Genomic DNA, 17,582 nt, shown 5'->3' with positions numbered 1-17,582 from the left:
GAGTGCTGCCTACTTCTTGTTGAGCGCGGCGTCGGCCGCCTCGTCGAAGTCGGCGGCTGCCTCCTCCGGTGTCTTCGAGCCGGAGACGACGCTCGAGAACAGCGTGTTGATGCTCTGGTCGCCCTCCAGGTCGGCCCAGCGGGAGTTCGCCGGGGTCGCCTTCGAGTTGAGTGCCGCCGTGAAGAAGCCCTTGTTGACGTCGCTCAGGGTGGAGTCGGCGGCCTTGATGCCGTCGGTGCTGTTCGGGATCCAGCCGTTGTCGCCGTAGACGTACTCGCTCTGGATGTCGGGGCTGGACGCGATCTTCACCCACTGCAGGGCGAGGTCCGTGTTCTTCGACTTCGCCGCGACGCCCCAGTCTGAGCCGCCGAGCATGACGGGCTGGGTCTTGCCGGACTTGCCCGGGAACGGGAAGGTGCCGAGCTGGTCCGCCGTCATCTCCGGGTTCGCCTGCTCGATGAGTCCGAGCGTGCCGCTCGTGCTGAGGATGGCCGAGGTCTTCTCGTCGGCGAAGACCTGGTTCATGTCCGGGCTGTCGGTGTTGAGCGTCGCCGAGGCCTTCGAGGAGTAGTCGTTCGCGAACTCGGCGAAGTCGGCCAGGCCCTGCTGTGCCTCCGCGTCACCGAACCCGGCCTTCCAGGTCCCGTCCTGCTCGGTCGCGATCTCGCCGCCCGCGTCCCAGACGAACTGCATGCCGGCGTACCAGTACTGACCGGGCATGTAGAAAGCGGAGAAGTCCTTCGCGGTGTTCGCCGCCTTGACCTTGTCGAGGTCCGCCGTGAGTTCCTCGTACGTGGTCGGGGCCTCCGTGATGCCGGCGTCCTTCCACATCTGCTTGTTGTAGATGACCGCTCGGGCACCGGCGAAGCCGGGGACCCCGTACAGCGCCCCGTCGACGGTGGCCGGGTCGGAGAGCCCGTCGAGCCACGTCTGTCCCTGCTTGAGCTCCTTCGCGTACGGCGTCAGGTCGAGCAGCGCTCCGTTGGCGGCGTAGCTCGCGACCTGGGTGTTGCCGAGGTCGAGGACGTCCGGCGGCGTGTTCGTCGCGAGAGCGGTGGAGACCTTGGTCGTGATGCCGTCCCACTGCTGGATCTGCACGCGGACCTCGGCCCCGGTCTTCGCCTCGAACTCCTTGTTGATCGCGGCGATGGTCTTGTCCGAGTAGTCCCCGGTCATCGCCCAGACGGTGAGCGTCTTGCCGTCGCCGTCGACGTCGGCGATCGCCTTCGTCCCGCCGCCGCCCCCGCTCCCGGCGTTCCCGGCACTGGAACAGGCGGTCATGCCCAGTGCGATGGTCAGGGCCACGGCAGTTGCTGCCGCGAACTTCGTCGTACGCATTGCTTCTCCTTGGTGGTCGTACTGCTGTGACGGGTCAGCTCACCCCGAGCTCCGCGGCGAGCAGGAAGGCTGCTCCGCCCCGGAGGATCAGGTCGCTGTTGGTGGTCGTGGCGGTCACGGCGAGGTCGTTGCCGACGCTCGCCAGGGTGCGGGCCGTCGCGGTGGCGTGCACCGCCTGGATGAAGGGGCCCTCGACGAGCTCCGCCGGGCCGGTGACGACGATCTCGGTGATGTTCACCGCGCTGATGATCGGCGCGAGGACACCGCCGAGGATGCTGCCCGCGGAGCGGAGCACGTCGGCCCGGTCGGCATCGGGCACCTCGGCGACCCGGCGTGCCAGGTAGTCCGCGCCGATGAGGACCTCGAGGCAGCCGCGGCGACCGCAGGGGCACGGCTCTCCGTCCTCGTCGATCGTCAGGTGGCCGATCTCACCGGCTGCGAACCGTTCGCCGACGACGAGGCGGCCGCCGAGCAGCATCCCGGTACCGACACCGTGTTCGAGCGCGACGACGAGCAGGTCGCCGGCGGGTTCGAGCTCGAACGCATGGACGCCGAGTGCGGCGACGTTCGCGTCGTTGAGCACGTGCACCGGCAGGCGGAAGTGCTCGGCGAGCTGCTGCTGCAGGGGCAGTCCCCTGCCGAGGGCGACCGAGTCGAGGACGGTGCCGGACGCGTCGATCACGCCGGGGCACCCGACCGCGATGCCGAGCAGGCGACGCGGTGTCATCGCGGCGAGGCGCTCGACGAGGCGGATGATCCGGACGAGGGCCTGGTCACCGGTCGCCCCGTCGACCTCGATCTTCGCGCTGTTCACGATGTCGCCGCGGAGGTTCGTCACCGCGCCGACGAAGTGGTCGGGCAGCGACAGGTCGACGACGACGATGTGGAACGCGTCGACGTTGAGGTTGATCAGGGTCGCGGGCTTGCCGACCCGGAGGTCCTCCCGTGGCCCGAGCTCGGTGACGAGCGCGTCCGCCTCGAGCTCCGCCACGAGCCCCGACACGGTGGGCCGGGTGAGGCCCGACTGCCGGGACAGGTCGGCGCGGCTCATGGCCCCGTCGGTGAAGAGCGTCTGCAGGATCAGGGACCGGTTGTGGGCCCGGCTGTGCTGCGGCAGCGCCTTGCTCCGCGGGCGCCGGAGCTGCGCGCCGAAGGCCGCCGGAGCGTCCGTCTCGTTCGCCATCAGATCTCCCTCGTCGAGCGGTTGCCTTAGTAAAGGGCCGTGCCTAATCCGCTGTCAACCCCCGATCCGAACCCGTAACAGCCGCGTGATCTCGCGGAAACACGGCCTGATTCCGTGCTTGCCCCGCTGGCGTAAGGCGTGTTTACTAACCCGCATGCGCAGCCTTGACGCCGCGTCCTCGACGCCGAGGTCGCTCCCCCCGACGACGGGAACCCCATGAGGATCGGCCTCGACATCGGCGGGACGAAGATCGACGCCGTCGCCGTCGCGCCGTCGGGTGCGGTCCTCGACCGGGTGCGTGTGCCGACGGGGTCCGGGCCCGACGCCGTGGTCGCGAACACCCTGCTGGTGATCCGGTCCCTGACCGAGCGCACCGGTCGGACCGCGACCTCCGTCGGCATCGGCATCCCCGGTCTCATCGACCCCGAGACCGGATGGGTCCGGCACGCGGTGAACCTCGGGCTGTCCGAGGTCGCGCTCGGCCCGATCGTCGCCGACACGCTGGGCCTGCGGGTGCAGGTCGAGAACGACGTGAACGTCGCAGCCCTCGGAGCGGCGCAGGCCATGCAGCTCGACGGGCCGCAGGCCTACCTCAACATCGGGACGGGACTCGCCGCCGGGCTCGTCGTCGACCGTCGACTCTGGCGCGGTGCGCGGGGCAACGCCGGGGAGATCGGGCACATCCCGGTGCTGGCCGACGGACTGCCCTGCGTCTGCGGACAGCGTGGCTGCCTCGAGACCGTCGCCTCCGGTTCCGCGCTCGCGGTCGCCTGGCCGGGACATGCCGGCAGCGCCGCGACGAGCGTCTTCGACTGCGCTGACGCCGGCGACCCCGCCGCGGTCGCGGTACGGGACCGGTTCGTCGCCGGCGTCGCATCGGCCGTCCGGATCCTCGTGGTCACGGCCGACGTCGAGTCCGTCGTGATCGGCGGCGGCCTCGCGTCCCTCGGCGAGCGCCTCCTCGTCCCCCTGCGCGCGGACTTCGACGAGGCCGCCCGCTCCTCCCCCTTCGTCGCGTCGCTCGGCCTGTCGTCCCGCGTGCTCCTCGCGCCCGCCGACCAGCCGCTCGCCGCCCTCGGCGCCGCGTTCCTGGCGCCCGAGTCGGCCGTGACGGCCGCATGACGCGGGCGACGGGACCGGCCGAGCCGGGCCTCCCGTCCACCGTGTCGACCGTCACCGCCGCCCCCTCCTCGCCCGGGCCGACCGGACCCCACCGGTCGGCCGGCGACCGCACCCTCCCCGTACGGATCCAGCGTCCGCCGCACCGGAGCGGCAGGAAGTGAGCACGTCATGACCGACCCGACCCGTCCCTCCACCCCCGACCGCAAGCCGAACGACCGCAGTTCGAACGACTCTGGGTCCGGCACGCTCAGCCGACGTGGCGTCGTCCTCGGCGGTGCCGCCGCCGTCGCCGCCGCGGCCGTCGCCTTCGGCACCCCGGGCATCGCGTCCGCCGCTCCCGCCCGCGCCGCGTCCGCCGCCACCGCGGGGCACCACCCGGGGCGCCCCGTGTCGTCCCGCATCCGGTCCCGCGACCTCGCCTACGACTACCTCGACCTCCGCATGGACGAGTACGGCACCGGGACCGCGCCCCGCCTCCCCCGCTCCTACTCCGGCGGCTACTTCGCGACGCTGCCGAGCGAGTTCGTCTCGTCCTTCGCGTACGACGACTCGCTCATGGTCCTCGCCTGGCTCGCCCGCCGCCGCCGTGGGGACGTCCAGCGGGCGACCGCCCTCGGCGACGCGCTCCTGGCCCTGCAGGCGGCCGACCCGATCGGCGACGGCCGGACCCGGGCCTCCTACCAACCGGACTCCTTCCCGGTGGCAGACCCGCCACGGCCGATCGACGTCGGCTCGCCGGCGTCGTACACCGGCAACCAGTCCTGGGTCGGCATGGCGTTCTGCCGGCTGTACGCGGTGACGCGGCAGCGGCGGTTCCTCGACGGGGCGCTCCGTCTCGGCACGTGGATCGAGACGAACGCCCGCGACGACGTGCGCCGACCCGCGGGCTACACCGGGGGCCGCAACGCCAACGACCAGCCGATCACGTACAAGTCCACCGAGCACAACATCGACGTCACGGGCTTCTTCACGCAGCTCGCCCAGCTCACCGGCGACCGCACGTGGGCACGCCGGGCGGCGCTCGCCGAGTCGTTCGTCCGCGCGATGCAGGACCCGACCGACGGACACCTGTGGACCGGGACCGACCCGGACGGCACGACGATCAACCGCACCCCGATCCCCGAGGACGTGCAGACCTGGGCGTACCTCGCGACGCTCGACCGCCGGTACTCGCCGTCCGTCACCTGGGTGCTCGACCACCTCACCGCACACGACGGCCCGTACACGGGCCCGTCGTTCTCCGACACCGACGTCAGCAAGGTCTGGTTCGAGGGCTCCGGGCACCTGGCACTCGCCCTGGAGGCCCGGGGTGCGCGGGGCGACCGGGCGCGAGCGGCGCAGATCCTGGACAGCGTCCAGCTCGCCCAGGCCACCGAGCCGAACGGCGACGGCAAGGGCATCGTCTCGGCGTCGTCCGACGGCCTCGACACCGGCTTCGGCGACCTCTACTACGCGAGCCTGCACACCGGGGCGACCGCCTGGTACCTGCTCGCGCTCACGCGGTCCAACCCGTTCCGCCTCTGATCCACCCCCACGGAAGGACCTGAGTCCGATGCTCATCCCACGCCCGCGTTCCCGCCACGACGTCCCTGGGACGTTCACGATCGACGACCGGACGCGCGTCAGCGCGGAGCCGGCCACCGAGACCGTCGCCCAGTACCTGCAGCAGGTGCTCCGCGCCTCCACCCGGCTCCCGCTCCTCGGTGTCGGTGGCACCGAGGACGCACCGGTGATCGCGCTGCGGCTCGCTCCGACGCCCGACGACCTCCCGACCGGGCCCGGTGGCGAACGTGCCGAGTCCTTCCGGCTTACCGTCACCCCGGACGGCGTCGTCATCGAGGGCGGTGGCCCCGCCGGTGTCTTCTACGGCGTCCAGGCCCTCCTGCAGCTGCTCCCCGCCGACGTGTACCGCCGCGGGCAGGTGCGGACGGGCGAGTGGACGCTCCCCGCCACGGTCGTCGAGGACGCCCCGGCCTTCGCGTGGCGGGGCGTGATGCTCGACGTGGCGCGGCATTTCCGCACCAAGGCCGAGGTGTTGCGGCTCGTCGACCAGCTCGCGGTGCACCGGATCAACCGGCTGCACTTCCACCTGACCGAGGACCAGGGGTGGCGCATCGAGATCCAGAAGTACCCGCGCCTGACCGAGGTCGGCTCGTGGCGTCGCGAGTCCCAGGTCGGAGCGCACGTCCCCGACGCCGACGGCGTGCTACAGGTGCCCGGGTGCGACGGGCGACCCCACGGCGGGTTCTACACCCAGGACGACATCCGCGAGATCGTGTCCTACGCCGCGGACCGGTTCGTCACCGTCGTCCCGGAGATCGAGACACCCGGGCACGTCCGTGCCGCACTGGCCGCGTACCCGGAACTCGGTGTGCACCCCGAGCGTGAGCTCGACGTGTGGACCGAGTGGGGCATCGCGCACGACGTGCTGAACGCCGAGGACAGCACCGTGCAGTTCTTCGAGGACGTGTTCGACGAGGTGATCGCCCTGTTCCCGAGTGCCTACATCGGCCTCGGCGGTGACGAGTGCCCGAAGGACCAGTGGGAGGACGACCCGCGGACCCAGGAGCGCATCCGCGAGCTCGGACTCGAGGACGAGGAGCAGCTGCAGGCGTGGATCGTCGGGCAACTCGCCGCGCACATCGAGTCGCGCGGGCGTCGGGCGTTCGGGTGGGACGAGATCCTCGAGGGCGGGACGCTCTCCCGGTCGGCGACCGTGGTCTCCTGGCGCGGGATGCAGGGCGCGATCACCGCTGCCCGCCGCGGGCACGACGTCATCTCGACGCCGGACGACCAGGTGTACCTCGACTACCGGCAGAGCGACCTGCCGAACGAGCCGATCCCGATCTCGATCGTGCTGACCGTCGACGACGTGTACGCGTTCGACCCGGTGCCGACGTCGCTCACCGACGAGGAGCGCGCGCACGTCATCGGGGGCCAGGCGAACATGTGGACCGAGCACGTCGACACCGTCCAGCGGCTCGACTACCAGCTCTTCCCCCGCGTCGCCGCCCTCGCCGAGGCGCTCTGGTCGGCCGACGTCGCGGGACCGCGTGACGTGAGCGAGTTCCGGGAGCGGCTCACCGAGCACCTCGCCCGGCTCGACGCGCTCGGCATCGAGTACCGCCGCGACTCGGGCCCGCGTCCCTGGGAGGAGATCCCCGGTGTGCCCGGCCGCCCTGCCTCCCGTGAGGAGCGCGCCGCCTTCATCGACGCGATCACCGCGAACATCGCCGACGCGGCCGAGTCGACGACCGCGTGAGCCGCGCCCGGGCGACGGGACGCAGTCCCCGCCCGGGCCCGGGCCCGGTCGCGGACCCCGCGGCACCGCCACCGGGCGCGCCAGGAGCCGGACATCACAGGGGTCCCTCGATACGTTGGCCGGGTTCACCCCTTCTGGAGGCACGTTTGCACACCTGGCCCGGCAACCCCTACCCCCTCGGCGCGACCTACGACGGCAGCGGCACGAACTTCGCCGTGTTCAGCGAGGTCGCCGAAGGGGTCGAGCTCTGCCTGTTCGACGCCGACGGCACCGAGGAGCGCGTCCGCCTCGTCGAGGTCGACGCCCACGTCTGGCACGCGTACCTGCCGACCGTCGGCCCGGGCCAGCAGTACGGCTTCCGTGTGCACGCCCCGTACGACCCGGCGAACGGGCTGCGCTCGAACCCGGCGAAGCTCCTCCTGGACCCGTACGCCAAGGCCACCAGCGGTGACATCGACTGGGACCAGTCCCTGTTCTCGTACACGTTCGGCGACCCGGACTCCACGAACGACGAGGACTCCGCGTCGCACATGGTCAAGGGCGTGGTCATCAACCCGTTCTTCGACTGGCAGGGCGACCGCCCGCCGCGCATCCCCTACGGCGAGACGGTCATCTACGAGGCGCACGTCAAGGGCCTCACCGAGACGCACCCCGACGTGCCCGAGGAGCAGCGCGGCACCTACGCGGGTGTCTCGCACCCGGCCGTCATCGAGCACCTCAAGCGACTCGGCGTCACGACGCTCGAGCTCATGCCGGTGCACCAGTTCGTCAACGACTCGACCCTGCAGGACAAGGGGCTGTCGAACTACTGGGGCTACAACACCATCGGGTTCTTCGCGCCGCACGCGCACTACTCGTCCTCGGGCGACGGTGGCCAGCAGGTGCAGGAGTTCAAGACGATGGTCCGCGAGCTGCACCGCGCCGGCATCGAGGTCGTCCTCGACGTCGTGTACAACCACACCGCCGAGGGCAACCACCTCGGACCGACCCTGTCGTTCCGCGGCATCGACAACGCGGCGTACTACCGCCTCGTCGACGACGACAAGCGGTACTACATGGACGTCACGGGCACCGGGAACTCGCTCAACGTCGGGCACCCGCACTCGCTGCAGCTGATCATGGACTCGCTCCGCTACTGGGTCACCGAGATGCACGTCGACGGCTTCCGCTTCGACCTCGCCGCCGCCCTGGCCCGTGAGTTCTACGAAGTCGACCGGCTCGCGGCCTTCTTCGAGCTCGTCCAGCAGGACCCGATCGTGTCGCAGGTGAAGCTCATCGCCGAGCCCTGGGACGTCGGCCCCGGCGGCTACCAGGTCGGCAACTTCCCGCCGCAGTGGTCGGAGTGGAACGGCAAGTACCGCGACACCGTCCGTGACTTCTGGCGCGGCGAGCCGTCGACCCTCGGTGAGTTCGCGTCCCGCATCTCCGGCTCCGCCGACCTGTACGAGCACGACGGCCGCACGCCCAAGGCGAGCATCAACTTCATCACCGCGCACGACGGCTTCACGCTGTACGACCTGGTCTCCTACAACGAGAAGCACAACGAGGCGAACGGCGAGGACAACAACGACGGCGAGAGCCACAACCGGTCCTGGAACTCGGGCGTGGAGGGGCCGACGGACGACCCGGACGTGAACGCGCTCCGACTCCAGCGGCAGCGGAACTTCCTCGCGACGCTGCTGCTCAGCCAGGGCGTGCCGATGATCGCGCACGGCGACGAACTCGGTCGCACCCAGCAGGGCAACAACAACGTCTACGCGCAGGACTCCGAGCTGAGCTGGATCGACTGGTCCACGGCGGACGACGAACTCATCCAGTTCACCGCCGACGTCGTGAAGCTCCGGCACGACCACCCGACCTTCCGCCGCACCCGGTACTTCAACGGCCGTCCGGTGCGTCGGGGCGAGGGCGAGCCGCTGCCCGACGTCGTGTGGCTGACGCCCGCCGGTGACGCCATGCAGCCCGAGGAGTGGGACTCCGGCTTCGGCAAGAGCGTCGGCATGTACCTGAACGGCGAGGGCATCCGCGGGCGTGACGCCCGCGGTGAGCGGGTCACCGACGTCGCCTTCCTGACGTACTTCAACGCGCACGACGGTGTCGTCACGTTCACCCTCCCGCCGGAGGAGTACTCCCCCGGCTGGACCGTCCGCATCGACACCGCCGAGCCGGGGGCCCGCGACGAAGTGCTCGAGGCCGGCGACGCGCTCGACGTGCCCGCGCGGTCGATGATCGTGCTGCGTGCCGAGCCGGAGCACGAGATCCAGCGCACGCCCGTCGACACCGCGGAGCAGAGCGAGCCGGAGCACCCGACCGCCACCCCCGCGAACCCCGCAGCGTCCGCGACACCGAGCGCGGCGGGGACGGCCGGCGCCGCCGGCGTCGCCCCGGCACCGGCAGCGGACACCGCCGGGACGCCGACGACCGGCACCGAGACCCCCGCCACACCCCCCTCCGACGACGCTGCGTCCGAGCGCGACGCCCCCGCCGCCGGATCCGACACCCCTGGAAGTGCCGCATGACCCGCCGCAACCCGACCTCCACGTACCGCCTCCAGGTCACCGCCGACTTCGACCTCGACGCCGCGCGCGACGTCGTGGACTACGTCCGTGACCTCGGCGCCGACTGGCTGTACCTCTCCCCCGTCCTGCAGGCGGAGCCCGGCTCCGGCCACGGGTACGACGTCGTCGACCACAGCCACGTCGACACCGAACGCGGCGGCGACGACGCCCTCCGGGCACTGGCCGAGGCCGCGCACGCGGCCGGGCTCGGCGTCCTCGTCGACGTCGTGCCGAACCACGTCGGTGTGGCCACGCCCGCGGTGAACCCGTGGTGGTGGTCGCTCCTCGAGCACGGCCAGGAGTCCCCGATGGCCTGGGCGTTCGACGTCGACTGGGCGGCCGGCGGCGGACGCATCCGCATCCCGGTCCTCGACGACCGGCTGCTCGACGGCGTCACGCTCGACACCGGCAGCGCCGACGACGCGCCCCGTCTGCTCGTCGGCGAGACCGCGTACCCGACCGCTCCCGGCACCGTGCACGACGGTGACGACGTCGCGACCGTGCACGCGCGGCAGCACTACGAGTTCGTGCACTGGAAGCGCGCCGACTCGGAGCTGAACTACCGCCGGTTCTTCGCGGTGAACACCCTCGCGGCGATCCGCGTCGAGGAGCCCGAGGTGTTCGCCGCCTCGCACGGGGTCATCGGCTCGTGGTTCCGCGACGGGCTCGTCGACGGGCTGCGCATCGACCACCCGGACGGCTTGACCGACCCGGCCGGCTACCTCGACGACCTCGCCGACCTGACCGGCGGCGCCTACACGCTCGTCGAGAAGATCCTGGAGCCCGGCGAACTCCTGCCGTCGTCGTGGCCCGTCGACGGCACGACCGGCTACGACGCGCTCGGCTTCATCGACCGCGTGTTCGTCGACCCCGCGGGCGAGGCACCCCTCACCGCGCTCGAGGACCGCCTGCGCGGCGAGCACGTCGCCTGGCAGGACCTGACCCGTGGCACCCGTCGAGGCATCGCCGACGGCATCCTCAACAGCGAGGTGCGTCGTCTCGCCCGCCTGCTCGTCGTCGACCCGGTCGTGCAGGCCGACGATGCGCCCCTCGCCGAGGACCGCATCGTCGACGCCGTCGCCGAGGTCGTCGCGAGCTTCGAGGTCTACCGGACCTACCTGCCCGAGGGCATCCACCACCTCGTCGAGGCGCTCGAGGTCGCGGCGGAGTCCCGCCCGGACCTCGCCGACGTCATTGACCGCATCGCGCCGGCGCTGTGCGATGGAGACGACGCCGCGGCGATCCGCCTGCAGCAGACCAGCGGCATGGTGATGGCGAAGGGCGTCGAGGACACCGCGTTCTACCGGACCTCCCGTCTGTCGTCGCTGAGCGAGGTCGGCGGTGACCCGAGCATCTTCTCGGTCACCCTCGACGAGTTCCACGCCGCCCAGCGCGAGCGCCTCGCCAGCTGGCCGCTCGCCATGACCACGCTCACCACGCACGACACGAAGCGGAGCGAGGACACCCGCGCACGCATCGCGGTCCTCGCCGAACTCGGCGAGGAGTGGACCGCGACGTTCGACCGGCTGAACGCCCTCGCCCCGCTCGCGGACGGGGTGTTCGCGAACCTGCTCTGGCAGGCGATCGTCGGCGCCCGCCCGGCCTCCCGCGAACGGCTGCACGCCTACGCCGAGAAGGCCTCCCGCGAGGCCGGCGACAGCACGACGTGGACCGAGCCGGACGAGGCGTTCGAGCAGCAGATGCACGCGCTCGTGGACGCGTCGTTCGACGACCCGGCCGTGGTCGCCGAGTTGGACGCCCTCGACGAGCGGATCACCGCTGCGGGCTGGTCGAACGGCCTCGGCGCGAAGATCCTGCACCTCACCGCGCCCGGCGTCCCCGACGTCTACCAGGGCACGGAGGCCTGGGACCGCTCGCTCGTCGATCCCGACAACCGTCGTCCGGTCGACTACGCCGAGCGCCGCCGGGTCCTCGCGACGCTCGACGGAGCGGACGACGACGGGCCCGACGTGCTCCCGGCGATCGACCTCGACGCCGCTGCCAAGACGCTCGTCACGAGCCGTGCCCTGCGCGCCCGCCGGGACCACCCGGAGCTCTTCAGCCGGTACGTCCCGCTCGACGCGACCGGTCCGGCCGCCGACCACGTGGTCACGTTCGACCGTGGCGGCGCCGTGACGATCGCCACCCGGCTGCCGCTCGGCCTGGAGGCCGTGGGCGGTTGGGCGGACACGCTGCTGCACGTCGTCCCCGTCGAGCGCGTCGACCTCTTGACCGGTCGCCGGTTCCCGGCGGACCGCGACCTGCTGCTCGGCGAGCTGCTCGCGGACTTCCCGGTCGCGCTCCTCGTGCCCGCCGACGTCGTCGACGGCGCCGGACGCGACGCCACGGACGCGGCGAGCACGGACGCGGCGAGCACGGACGCGGCGAGCACGGACACCACGAACACCACCACCGACGACACCGAGACCGACGCGCAGGCCGAGGTCGAGATCCTGGAGGGTCACGCATGACCAGTCCTGACCGCTACGGCGTCTGGGCCCCCGAGCCCGAGAACGTCCGCCTCGTCGTCGACGGGACCGAGTACCCGCTGACACGCGGCGACGACGACTGGTGGACCACCGACGCGGTCCTGCCGGTCGTCGGCGCCCGCTACGGGTTCCGCATCGGCGACGACGACGCGGTCCGCCCCGACCCGCGCAGCCGGTTCCAGCCCGAGGGCGTGCACGGCCCGTCCGAGGTCGTCGACCCGTCCCGCTTCGCGTGGACCGACGACGCCTGGACCGGCCGCCCCGTCCGCGGTGGCGTCGTGTACGAGATGCACGTCGGCACCTTCACGCCCGAGGGCACCCTCGACGCCGCCGCCGCGAAGCTCGAGCACCTCGTCGAGCTCGGCGTGGAGTTCGTCGAGCTCCTGCCCGTGAACGGCGTGAACGGTGAGTGGAACTGGGGCTACGACGGCGTCGCGTGGTACGCGGTGCACGCCCCCTACGGTGGGCCCGACGCGTACGACCGCTTCGTCGACCGCGCGCACGCGCTCGGTCTCGGGGTCATCCAGGACGTCGTCTACAACCACCTCGGCCCGAGCGGCAACTACCTGCCGCTGTACGGCCCGTACCTCGTCCAGGGCCTGGCGAACACCTGGGGCGACTCGGTCAACGTCGAGCACCCCGAGGTCCGCCGCTACGTCCTGGACAACGTCCGCATGTGGTTCCGCGACCACCACGTCGACGGCCTGCGCCTGGACGCCGTGCACGCGATCCGCGACACGACCCGGCCGCACGTCCTGGCCGAGATGGCGAGCGAGACCGACGCCTACTCGTCGTTCACCGGCAAGCCGCTCTCGCTCATCGCCGAGTCGGACCTCAACGACCCGGTGATGTTCCGTCCGCGCGAGGCCGGCGGCTACGGGCTCGCCGGGCAGTGGTCGGACGACTTCCACCACGCCGTGCACGTCGCCGTCACCGGGGAGACGAACGGCTACTACGCCGACTTCGCCCCGCTGACGGCACTCGCGAAGGTGCTCGACCAGGGCTTCTTCCACGACGGCACGTGGTCCTCGTTCCGCGGCAAGCGCCACGGTCGCCCGATCGACCGTGGGACCTCGCCCACGACAGCGCTCGTCGTGGCGAACCAGAACCACGACCAGATCGGCAACCGGGCCGCCGGCGACCGCCTGGCTGCGACCGTGTCGGACGAGGGGCTCGTCATCGCGGCGGCCCTGACCCTGCTCGGCCCGTTCACGCCGATGCTGTTCATGGGCGAGGAGTTCGCCGCGACGACCCCGTGGCAGTTCTTCACGTCGCACCCGGAGCCGGAGCTCGGCAAGGTGACGGCCGAGGGCCGCATCAAGGAGTTCGCGGAGCACGGCTGGGACGAGTCGACGGTGCCGGACCCGCAGGACCCGACGACGTTCACCAACTCGAAGCTCGTCTGGGCCGACGCCGAGTCGGAGCGTGGTGCCCGCATCCTCAACGCCTACCGGGTGCTCGTCGCCCTCCGCCGGACCGACGAGGCGTTCGTCGACCACCGGTACGAGGCGAACGCGGTGCGGTTCAGCGAGGACGAGCGCTGGCTCGTGCTCACCCGCGGGCTGCTCGGCCCCTCCGCGGCGCCGGTGCACGTCGTCGTCAACCTGTCGGACGCCGCGACGGAGGTGCCGCTCGTCGGCGCCGGCGGCGAGGTGCTGTTCAGCTTCGGCGACGCCGACTTCGACACCGACGGCGTCCGCTTCGGCGGCCGTGGCCTCGTCGTGGTGCGCTGACCGCGCACCCACCGCGTGACGGACGGGAGGCCCACCACCAGCTGGTGGTGGGCCTCCCGTCCGTTCGTCGGTACGCCCGTCAGGCGGTGGGGTTCGGCACCGTGTGTGCGTTCGCGCGCACCGACGGGAGCCGCCGGCGGTGCCGGAGGAGCGACCGGGCCTCGCGGAGCCGCCGGTCGATCCCCCACCGCGTCACGAGCGTCAGGCTCTCGCGCACGATGTTCCCGCTCATCTTCGAGACCCCGAACTCCCGTTCGGTGAACGTGATCGGCGTCTCGACGACCCGCAGCCCGGCCTCGAGTGCGCGCCAGCAGAGGTCGACCTGGAAGCAGTAGCCCTTCGACGCGATGCCGTCGAGGTCGATGCGTCGGAGGGCGTCCGCGGTGAAGACGCGGAACCCGCCGGTGGCGTCCCGCACGTCGACGCCGAGCGCGAGCCGCGTGTAGAGGTTGCCGCCGCGCGAGAGGAGCTCCCGGTGCCAGGGCCAGTTCTCCACGCGCCCGCCGTGCACCCACCGGGAGCCGAGGACGAGGTCGGACGTGTCGGCGAGCTCGGTCATCCACGGCAGGTACTCCGGGTGGTGCGAGCCGTCGGCGTCCATCTCGACGAGCTTCGCGTACCCGGCGTCGAGCCCCCACGCGAACCCCGCCAGGTAGGCACCGCCGAGGCCGTCCTTGACGGTGCGGTGCAGGACGTGCACCCGGTCGGTCTCGCCGGCGATGGTGTCGGCGATCTCCCCCGTGCCGTCCGGGGACGCGTCGTCGACGACGAGGACGTGCACGTGCTCGTCGGTGGCGTCGAGCGTGCGGCGGATGATCGGCCGGATGTTCTCGGCCTCGTCGTACGTGGGGATGATCACGAGGGTGCGGTCGGGCATCGGGTGCTCCTGTTCGGTGTCCTGCCAGGGTCCGGGTCGGGTCGAGTGTCCGGGTCGGGCGTCCGGGTCGGGTCGGGTGTCGGGGCCGGGTCGGGCGTCCGGGGCCGGGTCAGTCGTCGACGAGGTCGGCGAAGACGATGAGGTTGTCCGTGTAGTGCCCGGTGGCGGTGTCGAAGGTGCCGTCGCACGTGATGAGCCGCAGCGTCGGGGTGGGTGTGGTGCCGTAGACGTCACTCGTCGGGAAGGCGCTCTTCGCCGCGCGTTCGGTGCGGTCGACGGCGAAGGTGCGGGTGCTGCCGTCCGTCATGGCGACGGCGATGCGGTCACCGGCGACGAGCTCGTCGAGGCGGAAGAAGACCGCGGCGCTCGTCGGGCTGTCGACGTGCCCGGCGATGACGGCCGGTCCGACCTCGCCCGGCACGATGCCGTCGCTGAACCAGCCGGCGTCGTCCCAGGCCTCGGGCGGGTCGAGTTCGCCGGCGGCCCCGCGGTGGAGGTCCTCCAGGCCCGCGTCGACCCCGATGGCCGGGATCGACACCCGGGTCGGCGTCGCGTCGGAACGGGCCGCCGGTGCCGCGGGGTCCTGGAACCCGGCGATGTCCCGGTCGCCGCTCGGCGCGGACGAGGGACCGGACGCGGACGACGAGGCCGCGGACGGGGTCGCGGTCGGTACGCCGGCTGCTCCGTCGGTCCCGTCATCGGCAGCCACGGCGACACCCGTCGCCACGGCGCCGGCGGCGACCACGACGGCCACGGCCGCGCTCAGGGCGACCCGGTGCCGGCGGAGCCGCGTGCGCAGTGCCGTCCCCGCTGCGCCGCCGTCCGGGCGGACGGCGCGACGACCGCGCTGCCCGGTCACGACGTGCCTCCGCCAGCGGTCGCGCACCCGCCGAGCACGTCGGACGTGAGCATCGTCGCGCCGAGTGCCGCCCACGCGTCGCCGTAGTACGTCGGCGTCGTGGCGGCGGTCCGGTCGGCACGCTCGAGGTCGGCCGCCGCCGCACTCGTCGACCCGGCGGCCCGTTCGGCTGCGGCCCGGGCGACGTAGGCGAGCGCGCTCCGGTCCCCCGTGACGGCCGTGCCACCGAGGTCGAGCTGCGCCGCGAGCTCGGTGCTGCGGCGCAGGGTCGGCACGAGGCCGGCGGCGAGGGCCCGGTCGGACGGGGTGCACGCCTCGGCGTACCGGAGCGGCATCCGCATCGCGTCGTACCCGTACAGGACCCGTGGGTCGGACGCGCTCGTGGGCATCGCGTCGACGGCGCCGTCCGAGTGCACCTGCGACCAGTCGCTCGGCAGGTCGGTCTCCTCGAGGACCGCGGAGGTCACGGCCGTGGATCCACGCTCCAACGCTGCCCACCGCGCGTCACCGGTCGCGTCCCCGAGGACCCGGTAGGCGGCCGGGGACGCGTAGGAGGCGTTGTACCGGTACGGGTCGGAGTCCGCCCACGGTCCCGGCAGGAGCACCAGACCGGCGTCGGTCGAGGCGGTCTCGTGGTCGAGCACGGCGTCGGCCAGCCGCGTGCCGGCAGCCGTGAGACGGTCGTCGCCCCACGTCTTCCCGGCCAGCACGAGCGCCCGGGCCGCGTCGAGGTCGGCGTCGCTCGCGGACTGCGCGTCCGCCACCCCGCCGTCGGTCGTCCAGCGCCACGCGAGCAGGTGGTCATCGGTGAGGAGGTGCTCCGCCGTCCACGACCAGATCTCGCCGAAGCGCTCGCGGTCGCCGGCCGCGTACGCGATGAGCAGGCCGTACGCCTGACCCTCGCTGACGGTGTCGTTCCCCTGGTCCTTCCGGACGACCCGGCCGTCCTCGACGTACCGGTCGAGGAAGTCCGTGCGGAGCTGCTCGGGGGTCCGCGGCCCGCCGGCCGCGGTCGTCGACGTCGGGGTGGAGACGCCGCCGGCCTCCGGGGCGCGGTCGGACCACGGCTGGACCGCGGCCACGGCGATGCCGCCGGTCACGAGGACCGCGGCGAGCGCGACGGCGGTCACGGGGATCCAGTTCCTGCGGGTCATGCTGGCTCGCTCTCTGCTGGGTGGTGGACGTGCGGTGTCGGACGGGAGGCCCGGCGGGCGTCCGCCGGTCGGCACACGACGGCCGGGCCTCCTGTCCGGGTGGACGTCGGCCGGATCAGCCGAACAACCCGCGGAACACACGGACGACCGCGTGGACCAGGTCGGTCGTCGGCCGCGCGGCGGCCGTGCCGCCCCCACCGGTCTGCACGCCGCCGGCCGGGGTCTCGGCGGTCGCCGCCGCGTCCGTGACCGGGACGACCGTGAGGTCGCCCTCGCTGTCGTCGAGGACGAACAGCGTCGAGACGGTGTTGCCGGCGAGGTCGACGTCGGCGCTGCCGGTCTGGCCGCCACCCGAGATGTCGAGGTCCCACTTGCCGGCGTCGACCGTCGCGTACTTCGTCGCGGTGCCGAACGCGGCGTCCGAGGCGATCGCGGTGCCCTCGGCGGTGCTGACGTCGACCGTCTTCGCGGTGGTGGCGGCCTGGACGAGGCGGAGCTTCGCCTTGCCGTCGCCGGGCTGCTGCAGGTCGTCGGTGAACGCGGCCGTCTCCAGCGCGCTGCTCTTGCCGAACGCCACGACGGTGCTCGCGTCGCCACCCTGGACGGTGACGTCGGTCGAGATGACCGGCGTCGAGTCCGGCGCGTCGGACGCACGCATGGACAGGACGTACGTGCCCGTCGGGAGCTTCTCGTAGGGGCTGACCTGGCCGTAGGCGACGTCGTCGAGCTCGAAGACGGTCTTGCCGCCGGACAGGCCGGACAGCTCGACGTCGACGCTCTTGGTGTCCGGCGACAGGTGCCCGATGCGGAGCCAGCCCTGGTCGGTCGCGGCACTCGCGGACTGCGGGGCGAGGCCGACGGTGGCGGCGACGAGGGACGCCGCGAGGGCGCCGACGACGACCGTGCGGCGGCGGGTGGGGAGGGAGGCGGTCATGGTGGTGCTCCTTCGGGTGGGAGGCGTGCTGGGTCTGTCTCTTATACACATCTCCGAGCCCACGAGACATCTC

At 72.3% G+C, this 17,582-nt stretch carries 12 protein-coding genes; 6 read left to right on the top strand and 6 right to left on the bottom strand.

The window, feature by feature from the left end:
* Positions 1-9: 9 nt before the first annotated feature.
* Positions 10-1,338 (bottom strand): extracellular solute-binding protein, encoded by a 1,329-nt coding sequence (locus tag DEJ32_RS06085; protein ID WP_110900645.1) that lies wholly within the window; start codon positions 1,336-1,338, stop codon positions 10-12.
* 34 nt (positions 1,339-1,372) lie between these two features.
* On the bottom strand, positions 1,373-2,521 hold the full coding sequence (locus tag DEJ32_RS06080) for an ROK family transcriptional regulator (RefSeq protein WP_110900644.1): 1,149 nt from the start codon (positions 2,519-2,521) through the stop codon (positions 1,373-1,375).
* Between the two features lie 216 nt (positions 2,522-2,737).
* Between DEJ32_RS06080 and DEJ32_RS06075 the strand changes: the two genes are divergently transcribed.
* From DEJ32_RS06075 to treZ, 6 genes are all read left to right on the top strand, one after another.
* Positions 2,738-3,643, top strand: a complete 906-nt coding sequence (locus tag DEJ32_RS06075) for an ROK family protein (RefSeq protein ID WP_110900643.1) — start codon at positions 2,738-2,740, stop codon at positions 3,641-3,643.
* A 168-nt stretch (positions 3,644-3,811) separates the two neighbouring features.
* Positions 3,812-5,167: a hypothetical protein gene (locus DEJ32_RS06070; protein WP_181420595.1), complete on the top strand. Its 1,356-nt coding sequence runs from the start codon at positions 3,812-3,814 to the stop codon at positions 5,165-5,167.
* Between the two features lie 28 nt (positions 5,168-5,195).
* On the top strand, positions 5,196-6,905 hold the full coding sequence (locus DEJ32_RS06065) for a beta-N-acetylhexosaminidase (RefSeq protein ID WP_110900641.1): 1,710 nt from the start codon (positions 5,196-5,198) through the stop codon (positions 6,903-6,905).
* Positions 6,906-7,051: 146 nt separating this feature from the next.
* Complete coding sequence (glgX, locus tag DEJ32_RS06060) at positions 7,052-9,424, top strand: glycogen debranching protein GlgX (protein WP_110900640.1); 2,373 nt, start codon at positions 7,052-7,054, stop codon at positions 9,422-9,424.
* The gene (gene treY / locus DEJ32_RS06055) at positions 9,421-11,934 is read left to right on the top strand and encodes a malto-oligosyltrehalose synthase (protein WP_110900639.1); all 2,514 of its coding nucleotides are present in this window, start codon (positions 9,421-9,423) and stop codon (positions 11,932-11,934) included. The genes glgX and treY overlap by 4 nt, the downstream gene beginning before the upstream one ends.
* The gene (gene treZ, locus DEJ32_RS06050; RefSeq protein WP_110900638.1) at positions 11,931-13,685 is read left to right on the top strand and encodes a malto-oligosyltrehalose trehalohydrolase; all 1,755 of its coding nucleotides are present in this window, start codon (positions 11,931-11,933) and stop codon (positions 13,683-13,685) included. Before treY ends, treZ begins: the two co-directional genes overlap by 4 nt.
* Positions 13,686-13,764: 79 nt before the next feature.
* Here the strand turns inward: treZ and DEJ32_RS06045 are convergent, their stop codons facing one another.
* The 4 genes from DEJ32_RS06045 to DEJ32_RS06025 all read right to left on the bottom strand — a co-directional run bounded on the left by DEJ32_RS06045 (position 13,765) and on the right by DEJ32_RS06025 (position 17,509).
* Positions 13,765-14,562, bottom strand: coding sequence for a polyprenol monophosphomannose synthase (locus DEJ32_RS06045; RefSeq protein WP_110900637.1), 798 nt, complete (start codon positions 14,560-14,562; stop codon positions 13,765-13,767).
* Positions 14,563-14,671: 109 nt separating this feature from the next.
* Positions 14,672-15,421, bottom strand: a complete 750-nt coding sequence (locus DEJ32_RS06035) for a class F sortase (protein WP_181420594.1) — start codon at positions 15,419-15,421, stop codon at positions 14,672-14,674.
* Positions 15,418-16,575, bottom strand: a complete 1,158-nt coding sequence (locus tag DEJ32_RS06030) for a glycosyl hydrolase family 8 (RefSeq protein WP_110900635.1) — start codon at positions 16,573-16,575, stop codon at positions 15,418-15,420. The genes DEJ32_RS06035 and DEJ32_RS06030 overlap by 4 nt, the downstream gene beginning before the upstream one ends.
* A gap of 115 nt (positions 16,576-16,690) precedes the next feature.
* Positions 16,691-17,509 carry a DUF4397 domain-containing protein gene (locus tag DEJ32_RS06025; RefSeq protein WP_181420593.1) on the bottom strand — a complete coding sequence of 273 codons (819 nt, stop codon included), beginning with the start codon at positions 17,507-17,509 and terminating at the stop codon, positions 16,691-16,693.
* Between the last annotated feature and the right edge of the window lie 73 nt (positions 17,510-17,582).

Origin of the sequence: Curtobacterium sp. MCPF17_046 (genome assembly GCF_003224295.1) — a bacterium.
Taxonomy (GTDB): domain Bacteria; phylum Actinomycetota; class Actinomycetes; order Actinomycetales; family Microbacteriaceae; genus Curtobacterium.
This window is presented reverse-complemented; position numbering and strand designations above follow the sequence as displayed.